This is a genomic window from Pseudomonas sp. Sample_20 (genome assembly GCF_004307585.1).
GTDB classification, from domain to species: Bacteria; Pseudomonadota; Gammaproteobacteria; order Pseudomonadales; family Pseudomonadaceae; genus Aquipseudomonas; species Aquipseudomonas atacamensis.
The window spans coordinates 15,791-35,949 of the sequence record NZ_RCOA01000079.1 but is presented as its reverse complement, the minus strand read 5'-3'; the positions used below and the strand labels follow the sequence as shown (position 1 = coordinate 35,949).

Sequence of the window (20,159 nt, the reverse complement as noted above, 5' to 3'; positions counted from 1 at the left end):
CATGGTAGCAGAGAGGCAGCCTTTAAAGGTTTGGTGTCTGATCGGCCGTCATCGCTGGCAAGCCAGCTCCCACAAGGAAATTGAGTGTTCACACAATTGTGGACTTACCCAATAACCTGTGGGAGCTGGCTTGCCAGCGATGAGGCCGGCTCAGGCGATAGAGATTAGCCTGCCAGCAACCACATTCCGGTCGCCGCCGAAGCCGCACCCGCCAACCGCACCAGCGGCGCCGCTGCCTGCGGAAGAACTCGCACCACGCCATAACCGAGTGCATGCAACACCGCCGTCGCTGCGACGAACCCGGCCGCATACGCCCACGGGCTGCTCATTTCCGGCAGCTCCAGCCCATGCGCCACGCCATGGAACAGCGCAAACAGCGCCGTCGCTGTCACCGCCATCACCAGCGGTGGACGCACCGCCAGTGCCACGGCCAGGCCCAGCGCCAATACCGAGGCGGCGATCCCGCTTTCCAGCGCCGGCAACTCAAGCCCTTCAAAACCGAGCAAGCCTCCGAGCAACATGGTGCCGACAAAGGTGCACGGCAGCGCCCAGCGCGCCGCGCCTTGTTGCTGCGCCGCCCACAAACCGACGGCGAGCATTGCCAGCAAGTGGTCGAGCCCGCCGATCGGGTGGCTGATGCCTGCGATGAGGCCACTGTCGCCATGGCCCGGGTGAGCGAAGGCCAGCGCCGGTGTCAGCAGCAACGCCAGAGCGCCAAGAATGCGTTTGAGTGTCATGGATAAGCTTCCTTGTGGATAAGTGGATCAGGCGGCGGTCAGCAGGCCCTGACGTTCGATGAAGGCGATGATTTCTGCGAGGCCCTGACCGGTTTTCTGGTTGCTGAACACGAACGGCTTGCCGTTGCGCATGCGTTTGGTGTCGCTGTCCATCATTTCCAGCGAGGCGCCCACCAGTGGCGCGAGGTCGATCTTGTTGATCACCAGCAGGTCGGACTTGCAGATCCCCGGGCCGCCCTTGCGCGGCAGCTTGTCGCCGGCGGAGACGTCGATCACGTAGATGGTCAGATCCGACAGCTCCGGGCTGAAGGTCGCCGAGAGGTTGTCGCCGCCGGACTCCACCAGAATCAGATCCAGCCCGGGAAAGCGCCGGTTCAGTTGGTCGACCGCTTCAAGGTTGATCGAGGCGTCTTCGCGGATCGCCGTGTGCGGGCAGCCGCCGGTTTCCACGCCGATGATCCGCTCCGGCGCGAGGGCTTCGTTGCGCACCAGGAAATCCGCGTCTTCGCGGGTGTAGATGTCGTTGGTGACCACGGCGAGGTTGTAGCGCTCGCGCAGGGCCAGGCATAGGGCGAGTGTCAGCGCAGTTTTGCCGGAACCGACCGGGCCGCCGATGCCGACGCGCAGAGGTTGTGTGTTCATGTGATTCTCCAAAGTAGACGGGCCCTAGGAACGGAACAGACGGCTGTACTGGCGCTCGTGGGCCATGCACGCCAGAGACAGGCCAAACGCGGCGCTGCCGATGTGTTCGGGGTTGAGGTGGGTCGCGTCGTGCTGGGCCTGTTGCAGCAGCGGCAGCAGTTCGCTGGTCAGGCGCTGGGCGGCTTGCTGGCCCAGCGGCAGAGTTTTCATCAGCACGGCGAGCTGGTTTTCCAGCCAGCTCCACAGCCACGCGGCAAGAGCGTCCTGCGGGCTGATGCCCCAGGCGCGTGCCGCCAGTGCCCAGCACAAGGCCAGGTGCGGTTCTGTGGTCTGGTCAAGAAAGTCGCGGGCGGGCGCATCGAGTTCCGGCAAACCGTTCAACAACTGCTGCAAGGAGTAACCCATCTGCCGGCTCTCCAGATGCAACTCACGGGTTTCGCGACTGGCGCGGTGGCTCTCGCAGAGTTGTCGTAATTCGGCCCAGTTTTCATCTGCTGCGGCTTGGCAATGCGCCAACAGCAGCGGCGCTTCGAAGCGGGCGAGATTGAGCAGCAGTTGATCGCTGATCCAGCGGCGGGCGGCGTCAGGGTTGTGGACCCGGCCGTTATCCACCGCCATTTCCAGACCCTGGGAATAGCTGTAGCCGCCAATCGGCAGTTGCGGACTGGCCAGACGCAGCAGCGCCCAGGCCGGATTCACAGGCGCACGCCGAACTGATGGAGTTTCGGCGCGTAGTTGAAGTCTTCGTCACCGTGGCGGGAATGATGATGGCCGCCACCGTAGGCGCCGTGTTCCGGCTGGAACGGCGCTTCGATGGCCTCGACTCGGGCGCCGAGCTGTTCGAGCATCGCTTTGAGCACGTAATCGTCGAGCAGGCGCAGCCAGCCGTCGCCGACTTGCAGGGCGACGTGGCGGTTGCCGAGGTGATAGGCCGCGCGCGTCAGTTCGAACGCATTGGCGCAAGTGACGTGGAGCAGTTGTTCGGGACGGGCGCAGACGCGCACGACACGGCCGTCTTCGGCCTGCAGACATTCGCCGTCATACAGCGGTGGCTGGCCGCGCTCCAAAAACAACCCGACGTCTTCGCCTTCGGCACTGAAACAGCGCAAACGGCTTTTGCTGCGCGCTTCGAAGGTCAGGTGCAGCTCGGCGGCCCAGACGGGTTGAGGGTCGATTCTGCGATGAATCACCAGCATCGGAAAGCTTCCAGCAATGAACGTTGATTGGGCTAGAGCAAGCGCCGCGCCAATCGGGCGATCTGTAGGAAATAGCTGTCGGCGCGTGCCTGATCTTTCAACAGGTGCGGCTATTCTGGAAGGTTTTGGTGCATGAAGGATTTGTCATGCACCAAAGCGAGGCTGTGGCGGATGTTCAATGTGGGAGCGAGCCTGCTCGCGAATGCGCCGTGTCAGACAGATGTATTCAGCTGATCCAGCGCTTTCGCGAGCAGGCTCGCTCCCACAGGGGCTTTGCGCTGTGTCAGATAAAGAGGGATTACTCGGTACTGCCCAGCCCTTGCCAGTGCTTGAGGCCGATGAAGATGAAGCGCAGTTGCTGGGTGATCTTCGCCTGCGGCGTCAGATGCTCCGGCAAGGCTTCGGCGGGCGGGTCGATGATGTCGGGGAGAGTGGCGAACACCGATTTGACGATCAGGTCGGCCATCACGCTGAGACCGGCGATGTCCAGATGTTGCAGCTTGGGCATCAGCGCCAGGTCCGCCGCGAGGTCGGCGCTGATGTTCTCGCGCAAACGGCCGATCGCCTGACGTACCGGCAGCGAGCCGCCGTATTGTTCGCGAGCGAGAAACAGGAATTGCGAGCGGTTGGCGTTGACCACATCAAGGAAGATGCGCACCGAAGCGTCGATGATGCCGCCCATGACGAATTCATTGTGCCGCACCAGGCGGATGGTTTCGCGGAAGGTCTGGCCGACTTCGCTGACCAGCACCAGCCCCAACTCGTCCATATCGGCAAAGTGCCGGTAGAAACCGGTGGGCACGATGCCGGCGGTCTTGCTCACTTCGCGCAGGCTCAGGCTGCCGAATCCTCGGCCGCTTTCCATCAGGTGGCGGGCAGCGTCCATCAGGGCGTTGCGGGTCTGTTGTTTCTGTTCGGCGCGGGGCAGCATCGCAGGGTGTGTTCTTCGGCAGGACAAGCGCCGCACTCTAGCAAATCGGCTTTGTCGGCGTCGAACGGGGAGTCATGCAGCGAGGGATTCACAGAAGCTGAAAAGTCAAAAGCCCAATCCGCTGATTGGGCTTTTTCGCTGGGCCGTCATAGGCTCAGCTCACGGCGCTGTTGCGTTCGATCACACGGTCACCACCACCTTCGGCGAGGGCTTGACCTTGTGGAGTCTTGTCGTAGCCGTCTTCCACCAAGCCTTTTTCTTCGAGACGATTGCGGCCGTTTTCGGCTAGAGCCTGGCCTTGTGGCGTCTTGTCATAGCCATCTTCAACCAGACCTTTTTCTTGGAGGCGGTTGCGACCGTTTTCAGCCAGAGTCTGACCTTGTGGGGTTTTGTCATAGCCGTCTTCAGCCAGAGTCTGACCTTGTGGGGTTTTGTCGTAGCCGTCTTCAGCGAGAGTCTGGCTGAACACCGAGTGGCTGTCTTTGACTTGCGGAGTGGCCTGATCGGCAGCGGGCAGGGCAAAAGCAGTGCTGGCTAGCATCGACAGGGTAAGGCTGAGCAGTAATTGGCGTTTCATGATAGTGGCTCCTTGGGAGGGCGATAAAGTGGGTACGAGGGCAATGCTACTCTCGATAAGTCGATATAAAAGTTCATAAACGCAATGGTAATAATCAACAGAATTGATTGTTCGGCGCGAAGGCTCTAGATCGGGCCTTTGCGGGCGACGGTTTTGCACCGTCGTGGGTATTTTCGACTCACTCGTGCCTCGCAAAAGTGCGGGTCGCGGTAACACTGCTCGACCGATCGGTCAGTTTTGCCGGCCTTTTTATGGCTTAAACTGCCTTTCAATTAAACCTGCGGGCCTTTCGCCAGTCACAGACTGCATAGGGGCCGCTTCGGTCTGCCGTTTCAGCTGTGCGTCGGGATGTCCGGCGTGCGGTCGTGATCAGGAGCTTTGTGCATGACGCGCACTGGAAAAATCTTCAGCTGGACCTTCGCCATCCTCGCGCTGCTACTGGCAGCCTTGATTCTGATCATCGTGTTTTTCGACTGGAACCGGATCAAACCCACGATCAACGAGAAAGTTTCGGAAGAACTGCACCGGGCGTTTGCCATCAATGGCAACCTCGCTGTGATCTGGCAGCGCGAGCCGGAAGAAGGCGGCTGGCGCTCTTGGGTGCCGTGGCCGCACGTGGTCGCCGAGGATCTGAGTCTGGGCAACCCGGACTGGTCGAAACAGCCGCAGATGGTCACGCTCAAACGCGTTGAACTGCGCATTTCGCCGCTGGCCCTGCTGGCCCAGCGCGTGGTGATTCCGCGCATCGACCTGACCGAGCCGAATGCCGAACTGCAACGTCTGGCCGATGGCCGCGCGAACTGGACCTTCAAATTCGATCCCAAGGACCCGAACGCCGAGCCGTCGAGCTGGGTGGTCGATATCGGCGCGATCGGTTTCGACAAGGGCCACGTGACCCTCGACGACCAGACCCTGAAGACCAACCTCGATGTGTTGATCGACCCGCTCGGCAAGCCGATTCCATTCAGCGAGATTGTCGGCGACAAAGCGGCGAAAACCGCTCAGGACAAGGGCGGCGCACCGCAGGACTATGCCTTTGCACTCAAGGTCAAAGGCCAATACCACGGGCAGAACCTCACCGGGCAGGGCAAGATCGGCGGGCTGCTGGCCTTGCAGGACGCGAGCAAGCCGTTCCCGTTGCAGGCCCAGGCGAAGATCGGCGACACCCGTATCGAACTGGCCGGCACCCTGACTGACCCGCTGAATCTCGGGGCCCTCGACCTGCGCTTGAAGCTCGCTGGCGACAGCCTCGGCAATCTTTACCCGCTGACCGGCGTGACGCTGCCGGACACCCCACCGTATTCCACCGACGGCCACCTGATCGCCAAGCTGCATGACGAGGCCGGGGCGAAATTCACTTATGAAAAATTCAACGGCAAGATCGGCGACAGCGATATTCACGGCGACTTGACCTACGTGGCCAGCCAGCCACGGCCAAAACTCAGCGGTGCGTTGCTCTCCAATCAACTGCTGTTCGCCGACCTTGCACCGTTGATCGGGGCTGATTCCAACACCGAGCAAAAGGCCCGTGGCGGCGCGAGCAAGCAGCCGGCAGATAAAGTCCTGCCGGTCGAAGAATTCAAAACCGATCGCTGGCGCGCCATGGATGCCGATGTCGAGTTCACCGGCAAACGCATCGTCCACAGCGAGAAGCTGCCGTTCAACGATCTCTATACCCATCTGAAACTCAACGACGGCGAGCTCAGCCTGGAACCGCTGCGCTTTGGCGTCGCCGGCGGCACGCTGGATGCGCTGATTCGCCTCAATGGCCGCACCGAGCCGCTGGAAGGCCGGGCGCGTTTGACCGCACGCAAATTCAAACTCAAAGAGTTGTTCCCGACCTTCGAACCGATGAAAACCAGTTTCGGTGAGCTCAATGGCGATGCCGACATCAGTGGCCGTGGCAACTCCGTGGCCAAGCTGCTCGGCGGCGCCAACGGCAATCTGAAGATGCTGATCAACGACGGTGCGATCAGCCGCGAGCTGATGGAGCTGGCCGGGCTCAACGTCGGTAACTACGTGGTCGGCAAGATCTTTGGTGACAAGGAAGTGAAGATCAATTGCGCGGCGGCGGACTTCGACATCAAGACCGGCCTGGCCACGACACGGCTGTTTGTCTTCGATACCGAGAACGCGATCATTTACATCGATGGCACAGCGAACATGGCTACCGAGCAACTCGATCTGACCGTGACCCCGGAGTCGAAAGGCTGGCGTCTGATCTCGCTGCGCTCGCCGCTATATGTGCGCGGCAAGTTCATCAAACCGGATGCCGGCGTCAAAGCCGTACCGTTGATGCTGCGCGGGGCGGGGATGGTTGCGCTGGGCGTGATAGCCGCACCGGCGGCGGGATTGCTGGCGCTGGTGGCGCCGAGCGGTGGCGAACCGAATCAGTGCGCGCCGTTGCTGGAGCAGATGAAGCAGGGCAAGGCGCCGGTGACCGTTAAACCCAGCAAGTAATGCGGCGTCTCTGAAGGCGCCTTCGCGAGCAGGCTCGCTCCCACATTCGAACGCATTTCTTCAATTGAAATACGTTCCAGTGTGGGAGCGAGCCTGCTCGCGAAAGCGGTGTGACGGGATTACAGATCGTTAAGGATATCCGCCATGTCGTCGGCGTGTTCTTCTTCCTGGGCGAGGATATCTTCGAAGATGCGGCGGGTGGTCGGGTCCTTGTCACCGATGTACTGGATGATTTCGCGGTAGCTGTCGATGGCGATGCGCTCGGCCACCAGATCTTCGTAAACCATTTCCTTGAGTGTGTTGCCGGCCACGTATTGCGCGTGGGACATCTTGCTCAGCAGGTCAGGGTTGAACTCCGGTTCGCCGCCCAGTTGCACGATGCGTTCGGCGAGGCGATCGGCGTGCTCGGCTTCCTGGTTGGCGTGCTCGAGAAATTCGTCGGCGGCGACGTTGGCTTTCAGGCCGTTGGCCATGAAGTAGTGGCGCTTGTAGCGCAAGGTGCACACCAGCTCGGTGGCCAGCGACTCATTGAGCAAACGCAGTATTTCCTCACGGTTGGCGTTGTAGCCCTCGGTGACCGCGCCGTTTTCCACGTGTTGCCGCGCGCGTTCGCGCAGGGTTTGAACATCAGACAAATGCACGTCACTCATTTCATTCTCCTGGAGGCTAATCCGATAGGCGCCACGTTCTGAAGACGCGGTCGCTACCCAGGTTGTGAGTCTTGAGCGAAGCGAAAAGTTTTATGCGATTTACGCCGGACGCGCTGCAGGAACTGCTGAAGACTGCGATGTCGGGAGAGTCAGACCGGTTTCGGTGGAGCGGATCGTGGCGGGCTGAAGTAGGCTCATCGTTCAGTTGTCATCGTCACGCTGGATGCTTGGCGGGCGTCTTGCAGGTCTGGCATCCACTCACCGCGCACAAGGATGTAACCCATGTCGACACGTTATCCACTGGTGCTGGTGCCGGGCATGCTCGGCTTTGTCCGGCTGGTGCTTTATCCGTATTGGTTCGGCATCATCAAGGCCTTGCGCCGTGGTGGTGCGACGGTGGTCGCGGTGCAGGTCTCGCCGCTCAACTCTACTGAAGTGCGCGGCGAGCAGTTGCTGGCGCGGATCGAGGAAGTCCTGCGCGAGAGCGGGGCGCAAAAGGTCAATCTGTTTGGCCACAGCCAAGGCGCGTTGACTGCACGGTATGCGGCGGCGAAGCGTCCGGATCTGGTCGCCTCGGTAACATCGGTCGCCGGGCCGAATCATGGCTCCGAACTGGCGGATTATCTGGAAAAGCACTATCCCGCCAACAGCGCCAAGGGGCGCTTGCTCGAAGCGTTGCTGCGCCTGATCGGCTGGGTCATGGCATTGCTCGACACGGGTTATCACGGGCCGAAACTGCCGGTGGATATCCACGCTTCCCACCAATCGCTGACCACGGCGGGCGTCGCATTATTCAATCAACGTTATCCACAGGGGCTGCCGCAAACGTGGGGCGGGCAGGGGCCGGAAGAGGTCAACGGTGTGCGCTATTACTCCTGGTCAGGGACGCTGCAACCGGGCAAGACCGATCGTGGCGGCAATCTTTTTGACGGCACCAACCGCAGTTGTCGCTTGTTTGCCAGAACCTTCGTCCGTGAGCCGGGGCAGTGCGATGGCATGGTCGGCCGTTACAGCTCGCATCTGGGCACGGTGATCGGTGATGACTATCCGCTGGATCATTTCGACATCGTCAATCAGTCGCTGGGACTGGTGGGCAAAGGCGCGGATCCGGTACGGCTGTTTGTCGAGCATGCGGCGCGGCTGGAGGCGGCTGGGTTATGAAAGCAGGATCAAGATCAAAAGATCGCAGCCTTCGGCAGCTCCTACCCTTGAAATGCGGTGTCCTGTAGGAGCTGCCGAAGGCTGCGATCTTTTCAATCAGGCAACGCCGATCCGCCGGCCCAGCACCGTGGTCCAGCGCTCCGACAAAACCACCCCACCCAAGGTCAGCAATCCGCCCACCAGGTGATACATCGCCAACTGTTCCTTCAACACTACTGCTGCAATCAACGCGGTAATCAATGGCAGCAGATTGAAAAACAACGTCGTTCGGCTCGGTCCCAGCCGCTGCACTGCCTGCATCCACGCCAGCGGCGCGACCATCGAGGCCAGCAGGCATGCATACAGCACCAGCGGTACGTTCTGCAGGTTCAGCCCGGTCTTCGGCGACATCGCGAACAGCGGAAACAACACCACAATCGCCACCAGCACCTGCAAGTACAGCAGCACCAATGGCGGCAGGCGCAGTTGCCACTTTTTCAGCAGCGTGCTGTAAACCGCATAGGCCAGCGTCGCGACCAGCATCATCGCATCGCCCAGATTGACCCCGTGTTGCAGCAGCGCATCGAGGCTGCCGGATGACACCACCACCAGCACGCCAGCGAACGACAGCACCGCACCGACCAGCGCACCAGCCGTCAGGCGCTGGCCGAGGCTGATGATCGCCATGGCCAGCGACATCAATGGCATCAGCGACAGGATGATGCCCATGTTGGTCGCGGTGGTCAGTGTTGCGGCGAAATAGGCGAGGCTCTGATACACCGCCATTCCGAGCACGCCGAGGACGAAAATCCGCCCCAGGTTCGGCCGAATCTGCGGCCAGTGGGCGATGACTTTCTTCAGCATGAATGGCGTGAACAGCACGCCGGCCAGCAGCCAGCGATAGAAACCGATCTCGGCGGGGAAGATCGCGCCGACCGCCAGTTTGTTGATCACGGTGTTGCCGGCCCAGATGAAAATCGCCAGCAGGGGAAACGCGTATTGCATGGGACAAAAACCAGAACGTTGATGAAGCGCGATTATCGCCTGTCTGGATGCAGGCCTATACTGCGAACCGGACAACCTGCCTCTGCATCCGGACAGCATGAACAGCAAACACATCGATCTGCTCGATTTCAGCGAATTGCCGTCAGCGGTGTATTTCCGCTACGCCGATTTCAACGCCCACGAATATGCCGCGCCACACCGGCATCCTTGGGGCACGCTGGAATACGCGGCCCATGGCGTATTGCACATGGATGTCGACGGCAGCCGCTTCATGTCGCCGCCGCAGTACGCGGTGTGGGTGCCGCCCGAGGTCGAGCACAGTTTCTACAGCCATCAGCCGGTCAACTATCGCGCGGTGTGTCTTGATCCAAGTGTTTGCACACGGTTGCCGGCGCGGGCCTGCACCTTGGCGATCAGTGACATTCTCAAGGCGATTCTCAAGGACTTCGCTGCCCGCGATGTGAAGATTCCGGAGCATGAGGCCGATCAGCGTCTGGCCCAGGTATTGGTCGATCAACTGCAACAGGCACCGGTGCAGGAATGTTACCTGCCGTATGCGAGCAGCCCGGGCTTACTGACGATTCTCGACGCCTTGCAGGCCGCGCCGGGCAACAACCAACCGTTGGCGCATTGGGCCGCGCAAGTGCATGTCAGCGAGCGCACCCTGGCCCGGCAGTTTGTCCGCGAGCTGGGCATGAGCTTTGGCGAGTGGCGTCAGCGCTTGCGTTATCTGGCGGCGATCGAGGCGCTGGAAACCTCGCGTTCGGTGCAGGAAATCGCTTTCGACCTCGGCTACAGCAGCGGCTCGGCCTTCATCGCCATGTTCGCGCGCCAGGCCGGTTGCACGCCTGAGCAGTATCGGCGCAGCCACCTCGAGGGCAGGAAGGTGTAACAAGCTTTGACTACACTGCGACAGAGGCCGCATCCATCGGTGCGGCAACAAGGAGAAAACTCCATGAAGATGTTGCGTGTGCCGTTGTTGATGATCGGGCTGCTTGTGTGTTCCCAGGGTTTCGCCGCCACGGCGCAACAGAACAAGATGACCACCTGCAATGCCGATGCGACCGCCAAAAGCCTGAAGGGCGACGAGCGCAAGGCGTTCATGAGCACCTGCCTGAAAGCGGCACCAGCGGCCAACGATGGCAAGGAGCTGACCCCGCAGCAGCAGAAGATGACCACCTGCAATGCCGATGCGAAAACCAAGGCACTGACGGGCGATGCGCGCAAGGCGTTCATGAGTGAGTGTCTGAAGAAAAAATAAGGGGGCGCCATGGGTGTCCGATTGACTCGGTCGGCTTGAGATTTTCCCTCACCCTAACCCTCTCCCGGAGGGAGAGGGGACCGACCGCATAGATGCCGACAGGAACTGGGGTCTGAAATACCGGGTCGATTGCGGATTCGGCACTGCACGTTCAGGTCGGAAAATTTTTCGAGCAACCCCCAATCGGTCCCCTCTCCCTCTGGGAGAGGGCTAGGGTGAGGGGGAAATTCGCAAGCCTTGCACGAAAATCCGAAACCCCGCATATCCCTAGTGCTAACCCCGGATCGCTGGCAGACTGCCCATCCTTTCACGCCGTTCGTTTTGAGGCTGTATGCCAACGTTTTCTCAGCGTCATGTTGTGTTCTGGGTCAGTTGCATCATCATTTTTGGCGGTTTGCTGTTGGTGCTGCCGCTGCGCCTGTTGCCGAGCCTGCTGGCCGGGTTGCTGGTGTTCGAGCTGGTCAACATGCTCACCCCGCAACTGCAACGGCTGATCGAAGGGCGGCGTGCGCGCTGGTTGGCGGTGGCGCTGCTCGGCACGCTGGTGGTGAGTGCGCTGGCGCTGATCTTCGCCGGCGCCATCAGTTTCCTCCTGCATGAAGCGGAAAACCCCGGCGCCTCGCTCGATAAATTCATGGGCGTGGTCGATCGCGCGCGCGGGCAGTTGCCGCCGTTCATCGACGCTTATCTGCCGGCCAGCGCGGCGGAATTTCGCGTGGCGATCGGCGAGTGGGCGAGCAAGCATCTGGCCGACCTGCAACTGGTCGGCAAGGACGCTGCGCACATGTTCGTCACCCTGCTGATCGGCATGGTGCTCGGCGCGATCATCGCCCTGCAGCGCATCCCCGACGTGACCAAGCGCAAGCCGTTGGCCGCCGCTTTGTTCGACCGTTTGCATCTGCTGGTGCAGGCGTTTCGTAATATCGTCTTCGCGCAGATCAAGATTTCCCTGCTCAACACCGTGTTCACCGGGATCTTCCTCGCGGTGATCCTGCCGATGTTCGGCATCAAGCTGCCGCTGACCAAAACCCTGATCGTGCTGACCTTCCTGCTCGGCCTGCTGCCGGTGATCGGCAACCTGATGTCGAACACGCTGATCACCATCGTCGGCCTGTCGCTGTCGATCTGGGTGGCGATCGCCGCGCTGGGCTACCTGATCGTTATCCACAAGCTCGAATACTTTCTCAACGCGCGCATCGTTGGCGGGCAGATCAGTGCCAAGTCGTGGGAGTTGCTTCTGGCGATGCTGGTGTTCGAAGCCGCGTTCGGTTTGCCGGGGGTGGTGGCAGGGCCGATTTATTACGCGTATCTGAAGAGTGAGCTGAAGCTGGGCGGGATGGTCTAAGGCCAGGCAACTGAATTGAATGCATCTGTGGCGAGGGGATTTATCCCCGTTGGCCTGCGCAGCAGGCCCCTGCTTTCAAGCTCAGGAGCGGGGCCGCTTCGCGGCCCAACGGGGATAAATCCCCTCGCCACGAAGGCTCTTCGCCACAGATTGTGATCAGGCCATCGAACCGTAACGCTTCATCGCTTCAATCGCCAAACCGCTACCAATGCTGCCAAAGATGTTGCCTTCGACATGCCGGGCGTTCGGCAGCATTGCCGAGACGCTGTTGCGCAGGGCCGGGATGCCGCTCGAACCTCCAGTGAAGAACACCGTGTCGACCTGATCGACCGCCACGCCAGCGTCATTCAACAACTGCGTAACGCTGCCGCGCACACGCTCCAGCAAAGCCTCGATCGCCGATTCGAACAACGCGCGGCTCAGCTCGACGCTCAGCCCGGCTTCGATGCGGTCCAGCGGCACATGGCGGCTGTCGGCGTGGGTCAGCTGGATCTTGGTTTCTTCCACTTCCATCGCCAGCCAGTGCCCGGCGCGCTGTTCGATCAGCTTGAACAGGCGATCGATGCCGCCGGTGTCTTCGATGTCGTAACGCATGCTGCCCAGTGCCAGCGTGGACTTCTGCGAGTACACCGAGTTGATCGTGTGCCAAGTCGCCAGGTTCATGTGGTGGCTGGTTGGCATGTAGGCGCCGCTCTTCATGCGGCTGCCGTAGCCGAACAGCGGCATCAGGCCTTGCAGACTCAGCTGTTTGTCGAAGTCGGTCCCGCCGATGTGCACGCCGCCGGTGGCGAGGATGTCATCGTGACGGTTGTCGACACCACGACGCTCGGGCGACAGGCGCACCAGCGAGAAGTCAGAGGTACCACCGCCGATGTCGACGATCAGTACCAGTTCTTCTTTCTCGATGGTCGACTCGTAGTCGAACGCTGCCGCGATCGGTTCGTACTGGAACGACACATCTTTGAAACCGATTTTGCGCGCCACTTCGACCAGGGTGTCTTCGGCTTCCTGGTCAGCCAGCGGATCGTCGTCGACGAAGAACACCGGACGGCCCAGCACCACTTGCTCGAATTCCCGACCGGCGGCGGTTTCGGCGCGGCTCTTGAGCTGGCCGATGAACAGCCCGAGCAGGTCCTTGAACGGCATCGCCGTGCCGAGGACGCTGGTGTCGTGCTTGATCAGCTTGGAGCCGAGCAGGCTTTTCAACGAGCGCATCAGCCGACCTTCGTAGCCTTCCAGATACTCGTGCAGGGCCAGGCGACCGTAGACCGGGCGACGTTCCTCGATGTTGAAGAAGACCACCGACGGCAGGGTGATCTTGTCGTCTTCCAGCGCGATCATGGTGTCCATGCCGGGGCGCAGCCAGCCGACGGTGGAGTTGGACGTGCCGAAGTCGATGCCGCAGGCACGGGCTGGAGAGGCGTCTTTCATGTCTTTCGGATTCCGGTGAAAAAACGGCCGCGCAGTGTATGCCAGTGCGCGGCAGATTCGAAGGCCGGTCATCCGCTATTTCGCCGGCAGACAGCTTGAAAAGCGCCGCTTCGCCCCAAACTTGCTGGCATGGGCCGGCAGACACACCGGCGGTCGCAAGAACCGTCGTCCACTGCCGATAAACTTCTGCGGCGCCACCCGGTCACAAACTTGAGATCGGTCAACCCGGCACGTGCCAATCGGCGCATGCTGGTCTCGGCGCGAAATCGATAACGGATGGTGATCCTTCCATGGACTTCAAAGACTATTACAAGATACTCGGCGTGGAGCCGACAGCCGACGACAAGGCCATCAAGGCGGCCTATCGCAAGCTGGCGCGCAAATACCACCCCGATGTCAGCAAGGAAAAAGACGCCGAGGCCAAGTTCAAGGACGCCTCGGAAGCCTATGAAGCGCTGAAAAGCGCCGACAAGCGCGCCGAATACGACGAACTGCGCCGTTATGGCCAGCACGGTCAGCCGTTCCAGGGCCCGCCGGGCTGGCAGAGCCGTGGCGGCTTCGGCGGTGGCGGTGGCGACACGGGCGACTTCTCGGACTTCTTCAGTTCGATCTTCGGCAATCGCGGCCCCGGTTTCGGTGGCGCCGAGAGCCGCCAATCACGCGGACGCCGAGGGCAAGACGTGGAAATGGAACTGCCGGTCTTCCTCGAAGAAACCCTGTCGAACGAATCGAAGAAAGTCACCTTTCAGGTGCCGCAATACAACGCGCACGGCCAACACGTCAGCAACACCAGCAAGAGCCTGAACGTGAAGATTCCGGCCGGCGTCACCGACGGCGAGCGGATTCGCCTGAAGGGCCAGGGCGCACCGGGCATCGGTGGCGGGGCGAATGGCGATCTGTACCTGACTATCCGGTTTGCGCCGCACCCGAAATTCGATGTCGAAGGCGAGAACCTGATCATCACCTTGCCCCTGGCTCCATGGGAATTGGCATTGGGCACCGAAGTGGCCGTGCCAACCCTGACCGGCAAGATCAACCTCAAGGTCCCGGCCGGCAGCCAGAATGGCCAGCGCATGCGCGCCAAGGGCCATGGCCTGCTGAACAAGGCCGGCGAACGCGGGTATCTGTTCGTGCAGCTCAAGGCCGTGATGCCGAAAGCCTCCGACGATGAGGTCAAGGCGCTGTGGCATGAACTGGCGAAGAAAGCCGCGTTCAACCCGCGAGAGAACTTCTGAACCCGACGACGGAGTAGCCCATCATGAGCAGCCCCCTGATCGTTCAACTGGACCTGGCAGAATTCTGTGAGGCGGCCGATTTGTCGGACGTCTACGTGATCGAAATCGTCGAACACGGCATCCTCGAACCTCAGGGCGCGCAGCCCCGGGAATGGCGCTTCACCGATTACGAATTGGCCTTGGCCAAGCGCGCGGCGAAGCTGCGCCGTGATCTGGAACTGGAGTGGGAAGGCGTCGCGCTGGCGCTGGATCTGTTGGATGAGGTGAAGCAGTTGCGCGCCGAGAACCGCATGTTGCGCCAGCGGTTGGGGCGGCTGGTGGTCGAATAGGTTGTTTGAGGCGATGAGGTCTGACCCGGCCTCATCGCGAGTCGGCCCGCTGGTGCCGGGTTAGTGTTTGCGAGTGTTTCACCCGGTATGAACCGGCAGGATGGTCTGATAGTTTTCCGGGCACATGTTGGCAATGGATGCCGACGGTCGTAGCGCCAGCCAGACTGGCCAGCGCTGCGCAATCTTTGCAAGGAAGCCTGTCAATGCCAGTCAGACCCAAGCCGCCCAAGCCGGGCGCAGTCGATATCACCACCCCTGGGCGCACATCCCGGGATTCCGCCACGCACGGTATCGAGTCGCCGCACCTGACCCCCGGTCCGTTCATTCGCAAGACCCCGCCCGATACCAGCGAACCCGGCAGCAGCAAGCAGCAAATGGAAACTGCAATTGCGCCGCACAGCGTGCAAGTCCATCCGACGCCGTCTACCTCGGGTTCCGCCCCAACCGTTGCAGCCTCCGCGCTGGAGCGTTACCTGATCGCCTCGACAGCCCCTCTACCGCAAGCGGACGTTGACGGGTTTCGCCTATTCAAGGGTCGCCAATACGCGGACTTGCAGGGCGGTGGTACGGTGCTGATCGGCGTCGATGCCGAGACCGGTCTGCATCGGGCCCGGTTGTCCAGCGAGCTGCAGCCGTCCGGTCCAGTGCTTGCCTACGATCCGTTGAACAAGCACTGGTACTCGCTGGAGGATTTCAGCGCATCGCCGGACGCCGCCGTTGTACCGGGTAAAAGCCGCAGGGCGGCGCGGCAGAGTGATGAAGACTATGAGTCAGCCCTTGAAGAGCTGCCCGACGATGTCGATGCGGCAGATGAACATTTCTATCTGGCGTCCGAGTCGATGCCCGTCAAACCTTTCACTGCTGACGAGTTGAGTGCGATGCGCAGCGAAACGCGCTTTTCGTTTCTCAGCAATCGGCCCGGGGTCTACGACCGAGCCAATAACGGCAAATATCCATTCCGGGACATCGCCGGCACACCTATCCGCATAAAGAAGCTCCAGACCCTCGTGCGTTTCGAAGACGGCGGCCGATACACCTCCGAGCAGATCAAGCCGTACATCAAGTTTGGCGCCTACGAGCATGTCGCGCGGCTGTATGAAGAAAAGCTGCAATGGCGACTGTTCACCGAGGCCGACATGCGTGCGCCCGGTGAGCGGGCCCTGGTCGGCCAGTCCATGGTGGTTGCCAACCGGCGCATCAGCCGAGGCGAGGTGGTCGGCGTCTATGCTGGCGCCATCATGCCAGGACGTCTTGTGCCGCTGCCCCAGCAGTCATACACCATGAAGGTCGGCGTGCGTTACCAGCCAGGACCTGGATATCTGATCCCCGTCCAGCTGGCGATGGTCGGTGACACGATCATCTCCAGGATCAATACGCATTTCTGGTACAACGCAACGGGCAAGCCGGTTCGCCAGGCCACGGATGGTTATAACGTCGAATTCGTGCCATTCGATGTTGAAGCGCAACAGTTGATAGGCAAGGAACTGGTCACCCGCGACTTCATTCTCAACGCCATCTTCGCTACCGAAGATATTCCGGCAGGAACCGAGTTACGCATCAATTACAACTACAGCGACGCGGACATCGCGAAGTTGTTTCCGTGATCGCCTGAGCGATAGCTGCTGAATACGAACCAGCGAGTCCGTATTCAGCGCGCCCCTAATCAAAACAGAAAATAGCGCTGCGCCATCGGCAGCGTTTCCGCCGGTTCGCACCACAGCAACACGCCATCGGCCTTGACCTGATAGGTCTGCGGATCGACATCGATGTTCGGCAAATAGTCGTTGTGGATGAGGTCGGTTTTCTGCACGTCGCGGCAGCCCTTCACCACAGCGATCTGCTTTTTCAACCCCAGAGCCTCCGGCAACCCGGCCTCCTGCGCCGCCTGGCTGATAAAGGTCAGGCTGGTGGCGTGCAGCGAGCCACCGTAGCTGGCGAACATCGGGCGGTAATGCACCGGTTGCGGTGTCGGAATCGAGGCGTTGGCATCGCCCATCAGGCTCGCGGCAATCGCGCCACCCTTGAGAATCAGCGTCGGCTTCACGCCAAAGAACGCTGGACGCCATAGCACCAGATCGGCCCACTTGCCGACTTCGATCGAGCCGACTTCATGGCTGATGCCGTGGGTAATCGCCGGGTTGATGGTGTACTTGGCGATGTAACGCTTGGCGCGGAAGTTGTCGTTGCCCTCACCGTCCTGGGGCAGTGGGCCGCGCTGTTTTTTCATCTTGTCGGCGGTCTGCCAGGTGCGCGTGATGACTTCACCGACGCGGCCCATGGCCTGACTGTCGGAGCTGATCATCGAGAACGCGCCGAGGTCGTGGAGGATGTCTTCAGCGGCAATGGTTTCGCGGCGGATACGGCTTTCGGCGAAGGCGACGTCTTCGGCAATGCTCGGGTCGAGGTGATGGCAGACCATCAGCATGTCGAGGTGTTCGTCGATGGTGTTGCGGGTGAACGGCCGGGTCGGGTTGGTCGAACTCGGCAGCACGTTGGGGAAACCGCAGGCCTTGATGATGTCCGGCGCGTGGCCGCCACCGGCACCTTCGGTGTGATAGGTGTGGATGGTGCGGCCCTTGAATGCGCCGAGGGTGGTTTCGACGAAACCGGATTCGTTGAGGGTGTCGGTGTGGATCGCCACCTGCACATCGTACTGGTCGGCGACGTTGAGGCAGTTGTCGATGCTCGCCGGAGTGGTGCCCCAGTCCTCGTGCAGTTTGAGGCCGATGGCACCGGCCTTGACCTGTTCGATCAACGGCTCCGGCAGGCTGGCGTTGCCCTTGCCGGTCAGGCCGATGTTCATCGGAAAGGCATCGGCGGCCTGGAGCATGCGCGCCAGATGCCACGGGCCGGAGGTACAGGTGGTGGCGTTGGTGCCGGTAGCGGGACCGGTGCCGCCGCCGATCATGGTGGTGACGCCGCTCATCAACGCTTCTTCGATCTGCTGCGGGCAGATGAAGTGGATATGCGTGTCGATGCCGCCAGCGGTGAGGATCATGCCTTCGCCGGCAATCACTTCGGTGCCGGCGCCGATGGCGATGGTCACGTTGGGCTGCACGTCAGGGTTGCCGGCCTTGCCGATCGCGGCGATGCGCCCGTCCTTGAGGCCGACGTCGGCCTTGACGATGCCCCAGTGGTCGATGATCAGCGCGTTGGTGATCAGCGTGTCGACCACTTCGGCGGCGAGCAACTGGCTCTGGCCCTGGCCGTCGCGGATGACTTTGCCGCCACCGAACTTCACTTCCTCGCCGTAGGTGGTGAAGTCCTTCTCGACTTCGATCCACAGCTCGGTATCGGCCAGGCGCACCTTGTCGCCGACGGTGGGGCCGAACATGTCGGCGTAGGCGCTTCTAGAAATCTTCATGTGCTTGCCTTGGGATTCAATGATCGTTCCCACGCTCTGCGTGGGAATGCCGCCATGGACGCTCTGCGTCCGCCTTTTGTGACGCGGAGCGTCACGGGATGCATTCCCACGCGGAGCGTGGGAACGATCCGTCAGTCGAGATCACCCATGATGCGGCCGGCAAAGCCGAACACCCGGCGATGCCCGGCGTAATCGACCAGCTCGACTTCACGACTCTGGCCCGGCTCGAAGCGCACCGCCGTGCCCGCCGGAATATTCAGGCGCATGCCGCGACTGGCGGCACGGTCGAAGGTCAGCGCGTCGTTGGTTTCGAAAAAGTGAAAGTGCGAACCGACCTGGATCGGCCGGTCACCGCTGTTGGCGACTTTCAGGCTCACGGTGCGGCGGCCGACGTTGAGTTCGATGTCGCCGGGCTGGATCTGGTATTGGCCAGGAATCATCGCTGGGCTCCTTGCAGGACTTTGTAATAGAGGGCGGTCGGACGATAGGTGCCGTTGGGGTCGCAGGCGTAATCGGGAATTTCGCCGGCGCGCACGTAGCCCAGCGCCTTGTAGAAATCTTCCGCCGGCGAGCCGGCCTCGGTGTCGAGATAGAGCATGCCGCGCTTGTGCTTGGGCGCTTCGAGTTCCAGCGCCTGCATCAGTTGCTGGCCGAGGCCACGGCGCCGCGCGTGTTCGCGCACCAGCAGTTTCTGCACTTCGGCGCGGTTCAGACCATTGGCCTTCTGGCACAGGCCCAGTTGCACGCTGGCCAGCACCTGCTCGTCCTTCACCACTACCCAGAGCAGCGTGCTGCCTTTGTTGATGTTGTCCTGCACCTCATCGAAATACGCGCGCGCCTGGGCGGCATCGAGGTCGGCCATGAAGCCGACGCTGGCGCCGTAACCGACGGCGTCGAGCAGCAGATCGATCAGGCCCTGGCGATAGTGGGCAAAACTCTCAGCGTTGACGCGGCGCAACTGGGCGGCGTTCATCGACATCACTCCTTGTGGGCACCCGGCGGCTGTGCGCCGGGATTGAGGGTCAACTGCATGAAGGTCAGATCGAGCCAGCGGCCGAACTTGGTGCCCACTTGCGGCATCTGCCCGGTGATGCGGAAACCGGCGCGCTCGTGCAGGCGGATCGAGGCTGCGTTGCCGCTTTCGATGGCGGCGACCATGACGTGTTTGCCGCAAGTGCGGGCGCGTTCGATCAGCGCGGTCATCAGTTGCGGGCCGAGGCCGTTGCCGCGTTGATCGCTGCGCACGTACACCGAGTGCTCGACGGTGTGACGGAAGCCGTCGAACGGCCGCCAGTCGCCGAACGAGGCGTAACCCAGCACTGCGTTTTCATGGTCGACGATCACCAGAATCGGATACGCCTGCAACTGCCGCGCGTCGAACCATGCCTGGCGATTGCCGAGGTCGACCGCTTGTTCGTTCCAGATCGCCGTGGTGTTGAGCACGGCGTCGTTGTAGATGTCGCGGATCGCCGGCAGGTCGGCCCGGCTCGCATCGCGAATGCTGTAAGTCATGGCGCGGCCTCAGACGATCGGCTGGTGAACGGTGACCAGTTTGGTGCCGTCGGGGAACGTCGCCTCGACCTGGATCTCCGGGATCATTTCCGGGATGCCTTCCATCACTTGTTCACGGCTGAGCAGGGTGGTGCCGTAATGCATCAGCTCGGCCACGGTCTGGCCGTCGCGGGCGCCCTCGAGCAGCGCGGCGGAGATGTAGGCCATGGCTTCCGGGTAATTGAGTTTCACGCCACGGGCCAGCCGCCGCTCGGCGACGAGGCCGGCGGTGAAGATCAGCAGCTTGTCTTTTTCGCGTGGGGTCAGGTCCATGGTTCGGGTTCCATCAGGGCAGATTCGGGTGG

General features: G+C 61.4%; 22 protein-coding genes. 8 read left to right on the top strand and 14 right to left on the bottom strand.

Features of this window, described 5'->3' with window-relative positions; all coding sequences use genetic code 11:
• Positions 1 to 164: 164 nt before the first annotated feature.
• The 6 genes from D8U70_RS17130 to D8U70_RS17105 form a co-directional block, all read right to left on the bottom strand.
• The gene (locus D8U70_RS17130; RefSeq protein ID WP_130929371.1) at positions 165 to 737 is read right to left on the bottom strand and encodes a HupE/UreJ family protein; all 573 of its coding nucleotides are present in this window, start codon (positions 735 to 737) and stop codon (positions 165 to 167) included.
• Positions 738 to 764: 27 nt separating this feature from the next.
• Positions 765 to 1,379: an urease accessory protein UreG gene (ureG, locus tag D8U70_RS17125; protein ID WP_073471723.1), complete on the bottom strand. Its 615-nt coding sequence runs from the start codon at positions 1,377 to 1,379 to the stop codon at positions 765 to 767.
• A gap of 24 nt (positions 1,380 to 1,403) precedes the next feature.
• Positions 1,404 to 2,078: an urease accessory protein UreF gene (locus tag D8U70_RS17120; RefSeq protein ID WP_130929370.1), complete on the bottom strand. Its 675-nt coding sequence runs from the start codon at positions 2,076 to 2,078 to the stop codon at positions 1,404 to 1,406.
• Positions 2,075 to 2,575, bottom strand: coding sequence for an urease accessory protein UreE (gene ureE / locus D8U70_RS17115; RefSeq protein WP_016771908.1), 501 nt, complete (start codon positions 2,573 to 2,575; stop codon positions 2,075 to 2,077). Before ureE ends, D8U70_RS17120 begins: the two co-directional genes overlap by 4 nt.
• Positions 2,576 to 2,873: 298 nt before the next feature.
• Positions 2,874 to 3,506: a TetR family transcriptional regulator gene (locus D8U70_RS17110; RefSeq protein ID WP_039756961.1), complete on the bottom strand. Its 633-nt coding sequence runs from the start codon at positions 3,504 to 3,506 to the stop codon at positions 2,874 to 2,876.
• A gap of 154 nt (positions 3,507 to 3,660) precedes the next feature.
• Positions 3,661 to 4,083, bottom strand: coding sequence for a hypothetical protein (locus tag D8U70_RS17105; protein WP_130929369.1), 423 nt, complete (start codon positions 4,081 to 4,083; stop codon positions 3,661 to 3,663).
• A gap of 384 nt (positions 4,084 to 4,467) precedes the next feature.
• On the opposite strand from D8U70_RS17105, the gene D8U70_RS17100 reads away from it, so the two are divergent.
• Positions 4,468 to 6,543, top strand: coding sequence for an AsmA family protein (locus tag D8U70_RS17100; RefSeq protein WP_130929368.1), 2,076 nt, complete (start codon positions 4,468 to 4,470; stop codon positions 6,541 to 6,543).
• Positions 6,544 to 6,662: 119 nt separating this feature from the next.
• On the opposite strand, the gene D8U70_RS17095 is transcribed toward D8U70_RS17100, so the two are convergent.
• Entirely contained in the window at positions 6,663 to 7,193 is a 531-nt protein-coding gene (locus D8U70_RS17095; RefSeq protein WP_016771904.1) for a ferritin-like domain-containing protein, read from the bottom strand.
• 282 nt (positions 7,194 to 7,475) lie between these two features.
• On the opposite strand from D8U70_RS17095, the gene D8U70_RS17090 reads away from it, so the two are divergent.
• A complete protein-coding gene (locus D8U70_RS17090) occupies positions 7,476 to 8,354 on the top strand; it encodes a triacylglycerol lipase (protein WP_073471729.1) in 879 nt (292 codons plus the stop codon).
• 96 nt (positions 8,355 to 8,450) lie between these two features.
• Here the strand turns inward: D8U70_RS17090 and D8U70_RS17085 are convergent, their stop codons facing one another.
• Positions 8,451 to 9,338 (bottom strand): DMT family transporter, encoded by an 888-nt coding sequence (locus D8U70_RS17085; RefSeq protein WP_130929367.1) that lies wholly within the window; start codon positions 9,336 to 9,338, stop codon positions 8,451 to 8,453.
• A gap of 97 nt (positions 9,339 to 9,435) precedes the next feature.
• Between D8U70_RS17085 and D8U70_RS17080 the strand changes: the two genes are divergently transcribed.
• The 3 genes from D8U70_RS17080 to D8U70_RS17065 all read left to right on the top strand — a co-directional run bounded on the left by D8U70_RS17080 (position 9,436) and on the right by D8U70_RS17065 (position 11,944).
• Entirely contained in the window at positions 9,436 to 10,230 is a 795-nt protein-coding gene (locus D8U70_RS17080; protein ID WP_130929366.1) for a helix-turn-helix transcriptional regulator, read from the top strand.
• Positions 10,231 to 10,293: 63 nt separating this feature from the next.
• Positions 10,294 to 10,599: a PsiF family protein gene (locus D8U70_RS17075; protein WP_016771900.1), complete on the top strand. Its 306-nt coding sequence runs from the start codon at positions 10,294 to 10,296 to the stop codon at positions 10,597 to 10,599.
• Positions 10,600 to 10,930: 331 nt separating this feature from the next.
• Positions 10,931 to 11,944: a membrane protein gene (locus tag D8U70_RS17065; RefSeq protein ID WP_016771899.1), complete on the top strand. Its 1,014-nt coding sequence runs from the start codon at positions 10,931 to 10,933 to the stop codon at positions 11,942 to 11,944.
• A gap of 156 nt (positions 11,945 to 12,100) precedes the next feature.
• On the opposite strand, the gene D8U70_RS17060 is transcribed toward D8U70_RS17065, so the two are convergent.
• On the bottom strand, positions 12,101 to 13,375 hold the full coding sequence (locus tag D8U70_RS17060; protein ID WP_130929365.1) for an Hsp70 family protein: 1,275 nt from the start codon (positions 13,373 to 13,375) through the stop codon (positions 12,101 to 12,103).
• 290 nt (positions 13,376 to 13,665) lie between these two features.
• On the opposite strand from D8U70_RS17060, the gene D8U70_RS17055 reads away from it, so the two are divergent.
• From D8U70_RS17055 to D8U70_RS17045, 3 genes are all read left to right on the top strand, one after another.
• Complete coding sequence (locus tag D8U70_RS17055; protein WP_130929364.1) at positions 13,666 to 14,610, top strand: DnaJ C-terminal domain-containing protein; 945 nt, start codon at positions 13,666 to 13,668, stop codon at positions 14,608 to 14,610.
• Between the two features lie 23 nt (positions 14,611 to 14,633).
• A complete protein-coding gene (locus tag D8U70_RS17050) occupies positions 14,634 to 14,939 on the top strand; it encodes a chaperone modulator CbpM (RefSeq protein ID WP_016771896.1) in 306 nt (101 codons plus the stop codon).
• A gap of 203 nt (positions 14,940 to 15,142) precedes the next feature.
• The gene (locus tag D8U70_RS17045) at positions 15,143 to 16,543 is read left to right on the top strand and encodes a hypothetical protein (protein ID WP_073471737.1); all 1,401 of its coding nucleotides are present in this window, start codon (positions 15,143 to 15,145) and stop codon (positions 16,541 to 16,543) included.
• 59 nt (positions 16,544 to 16,602) lie between these two features.
• Here the strand turns inward: D8U70_RS17045 and ureC are convergent, their stop codons facing one another.
• From ureC to ureA, 5 genes are all read right to left on the bottom strand, one after another.
• The gene (gene ureC / locus D8U70_RS17040) at positions 16,603 to 18,303 is read right to left on the bottom strand and encodes an urease subunit alpha (RefSeq protein ID WP_071174262.1); all 1,701 of its coding nucleotides are present in this window, start codon (positions 18,301 to 18,303) and stop codon (positions 16,603 to 16,605) included.
• Positions 18,304 to 18,434: 131 nt separating this feature from the next.
• Positions 18,435 to 18,743, bottom strand: a complete 309-nt coding sequence (locus D8U70_RS17035) for an urease subunit beta (RefSeq protein WP_016771893.1) — start codon at positions 18,741 to 18,743, stop codon at positions 18,435 to 18,437.
• Positions 18,740 to 19,276, bottom strand: a complete 537-nt coding sequence (locus D8U70_RS17030; protein WP_073471741.1) for a GNAT family N-acetyltransferase — start codon at positions 19,274 to 19,276, stop codon at positions 18,740 to 18,742. The genes D8U70_RS17035 and D8U70_RS17030 overlap by 4 nt, the downstream gene beginning before the upstream one ends.
• A gap of 5 nt (positions 19,277 to 19,281) precedes the next feature.
• Positions 19,282 to 19,815, bottom strand: a complete 534-nt coding sequence (locus D8U70_RS17025; RefSeq protein ID WP_024011402.1) for a GNAT family N-acetyltransferase — start codon at positions 19,813 to 19,815, stop codon at positions 19,282 to 19,284.
• A gap of 9 nt (positions 19,816 to 19,824) precedes the next feature.
• Positions 19,825 to 20,127 carry an urease subunit gamma gene (gene ureA, locus D8U70_RS17020; RefSeq protein WP_003221215.1) on the bottom strand — a complete coding sequence of 101 codons (303 nt, stop codon included), beginning with the start codon at positions 20,125 to 20,127 and terminating at the stop codon, positions 19,825 to 19,827.
• Positions 20,128 to 20,159 lie beyond the last annotated feature (32 nt).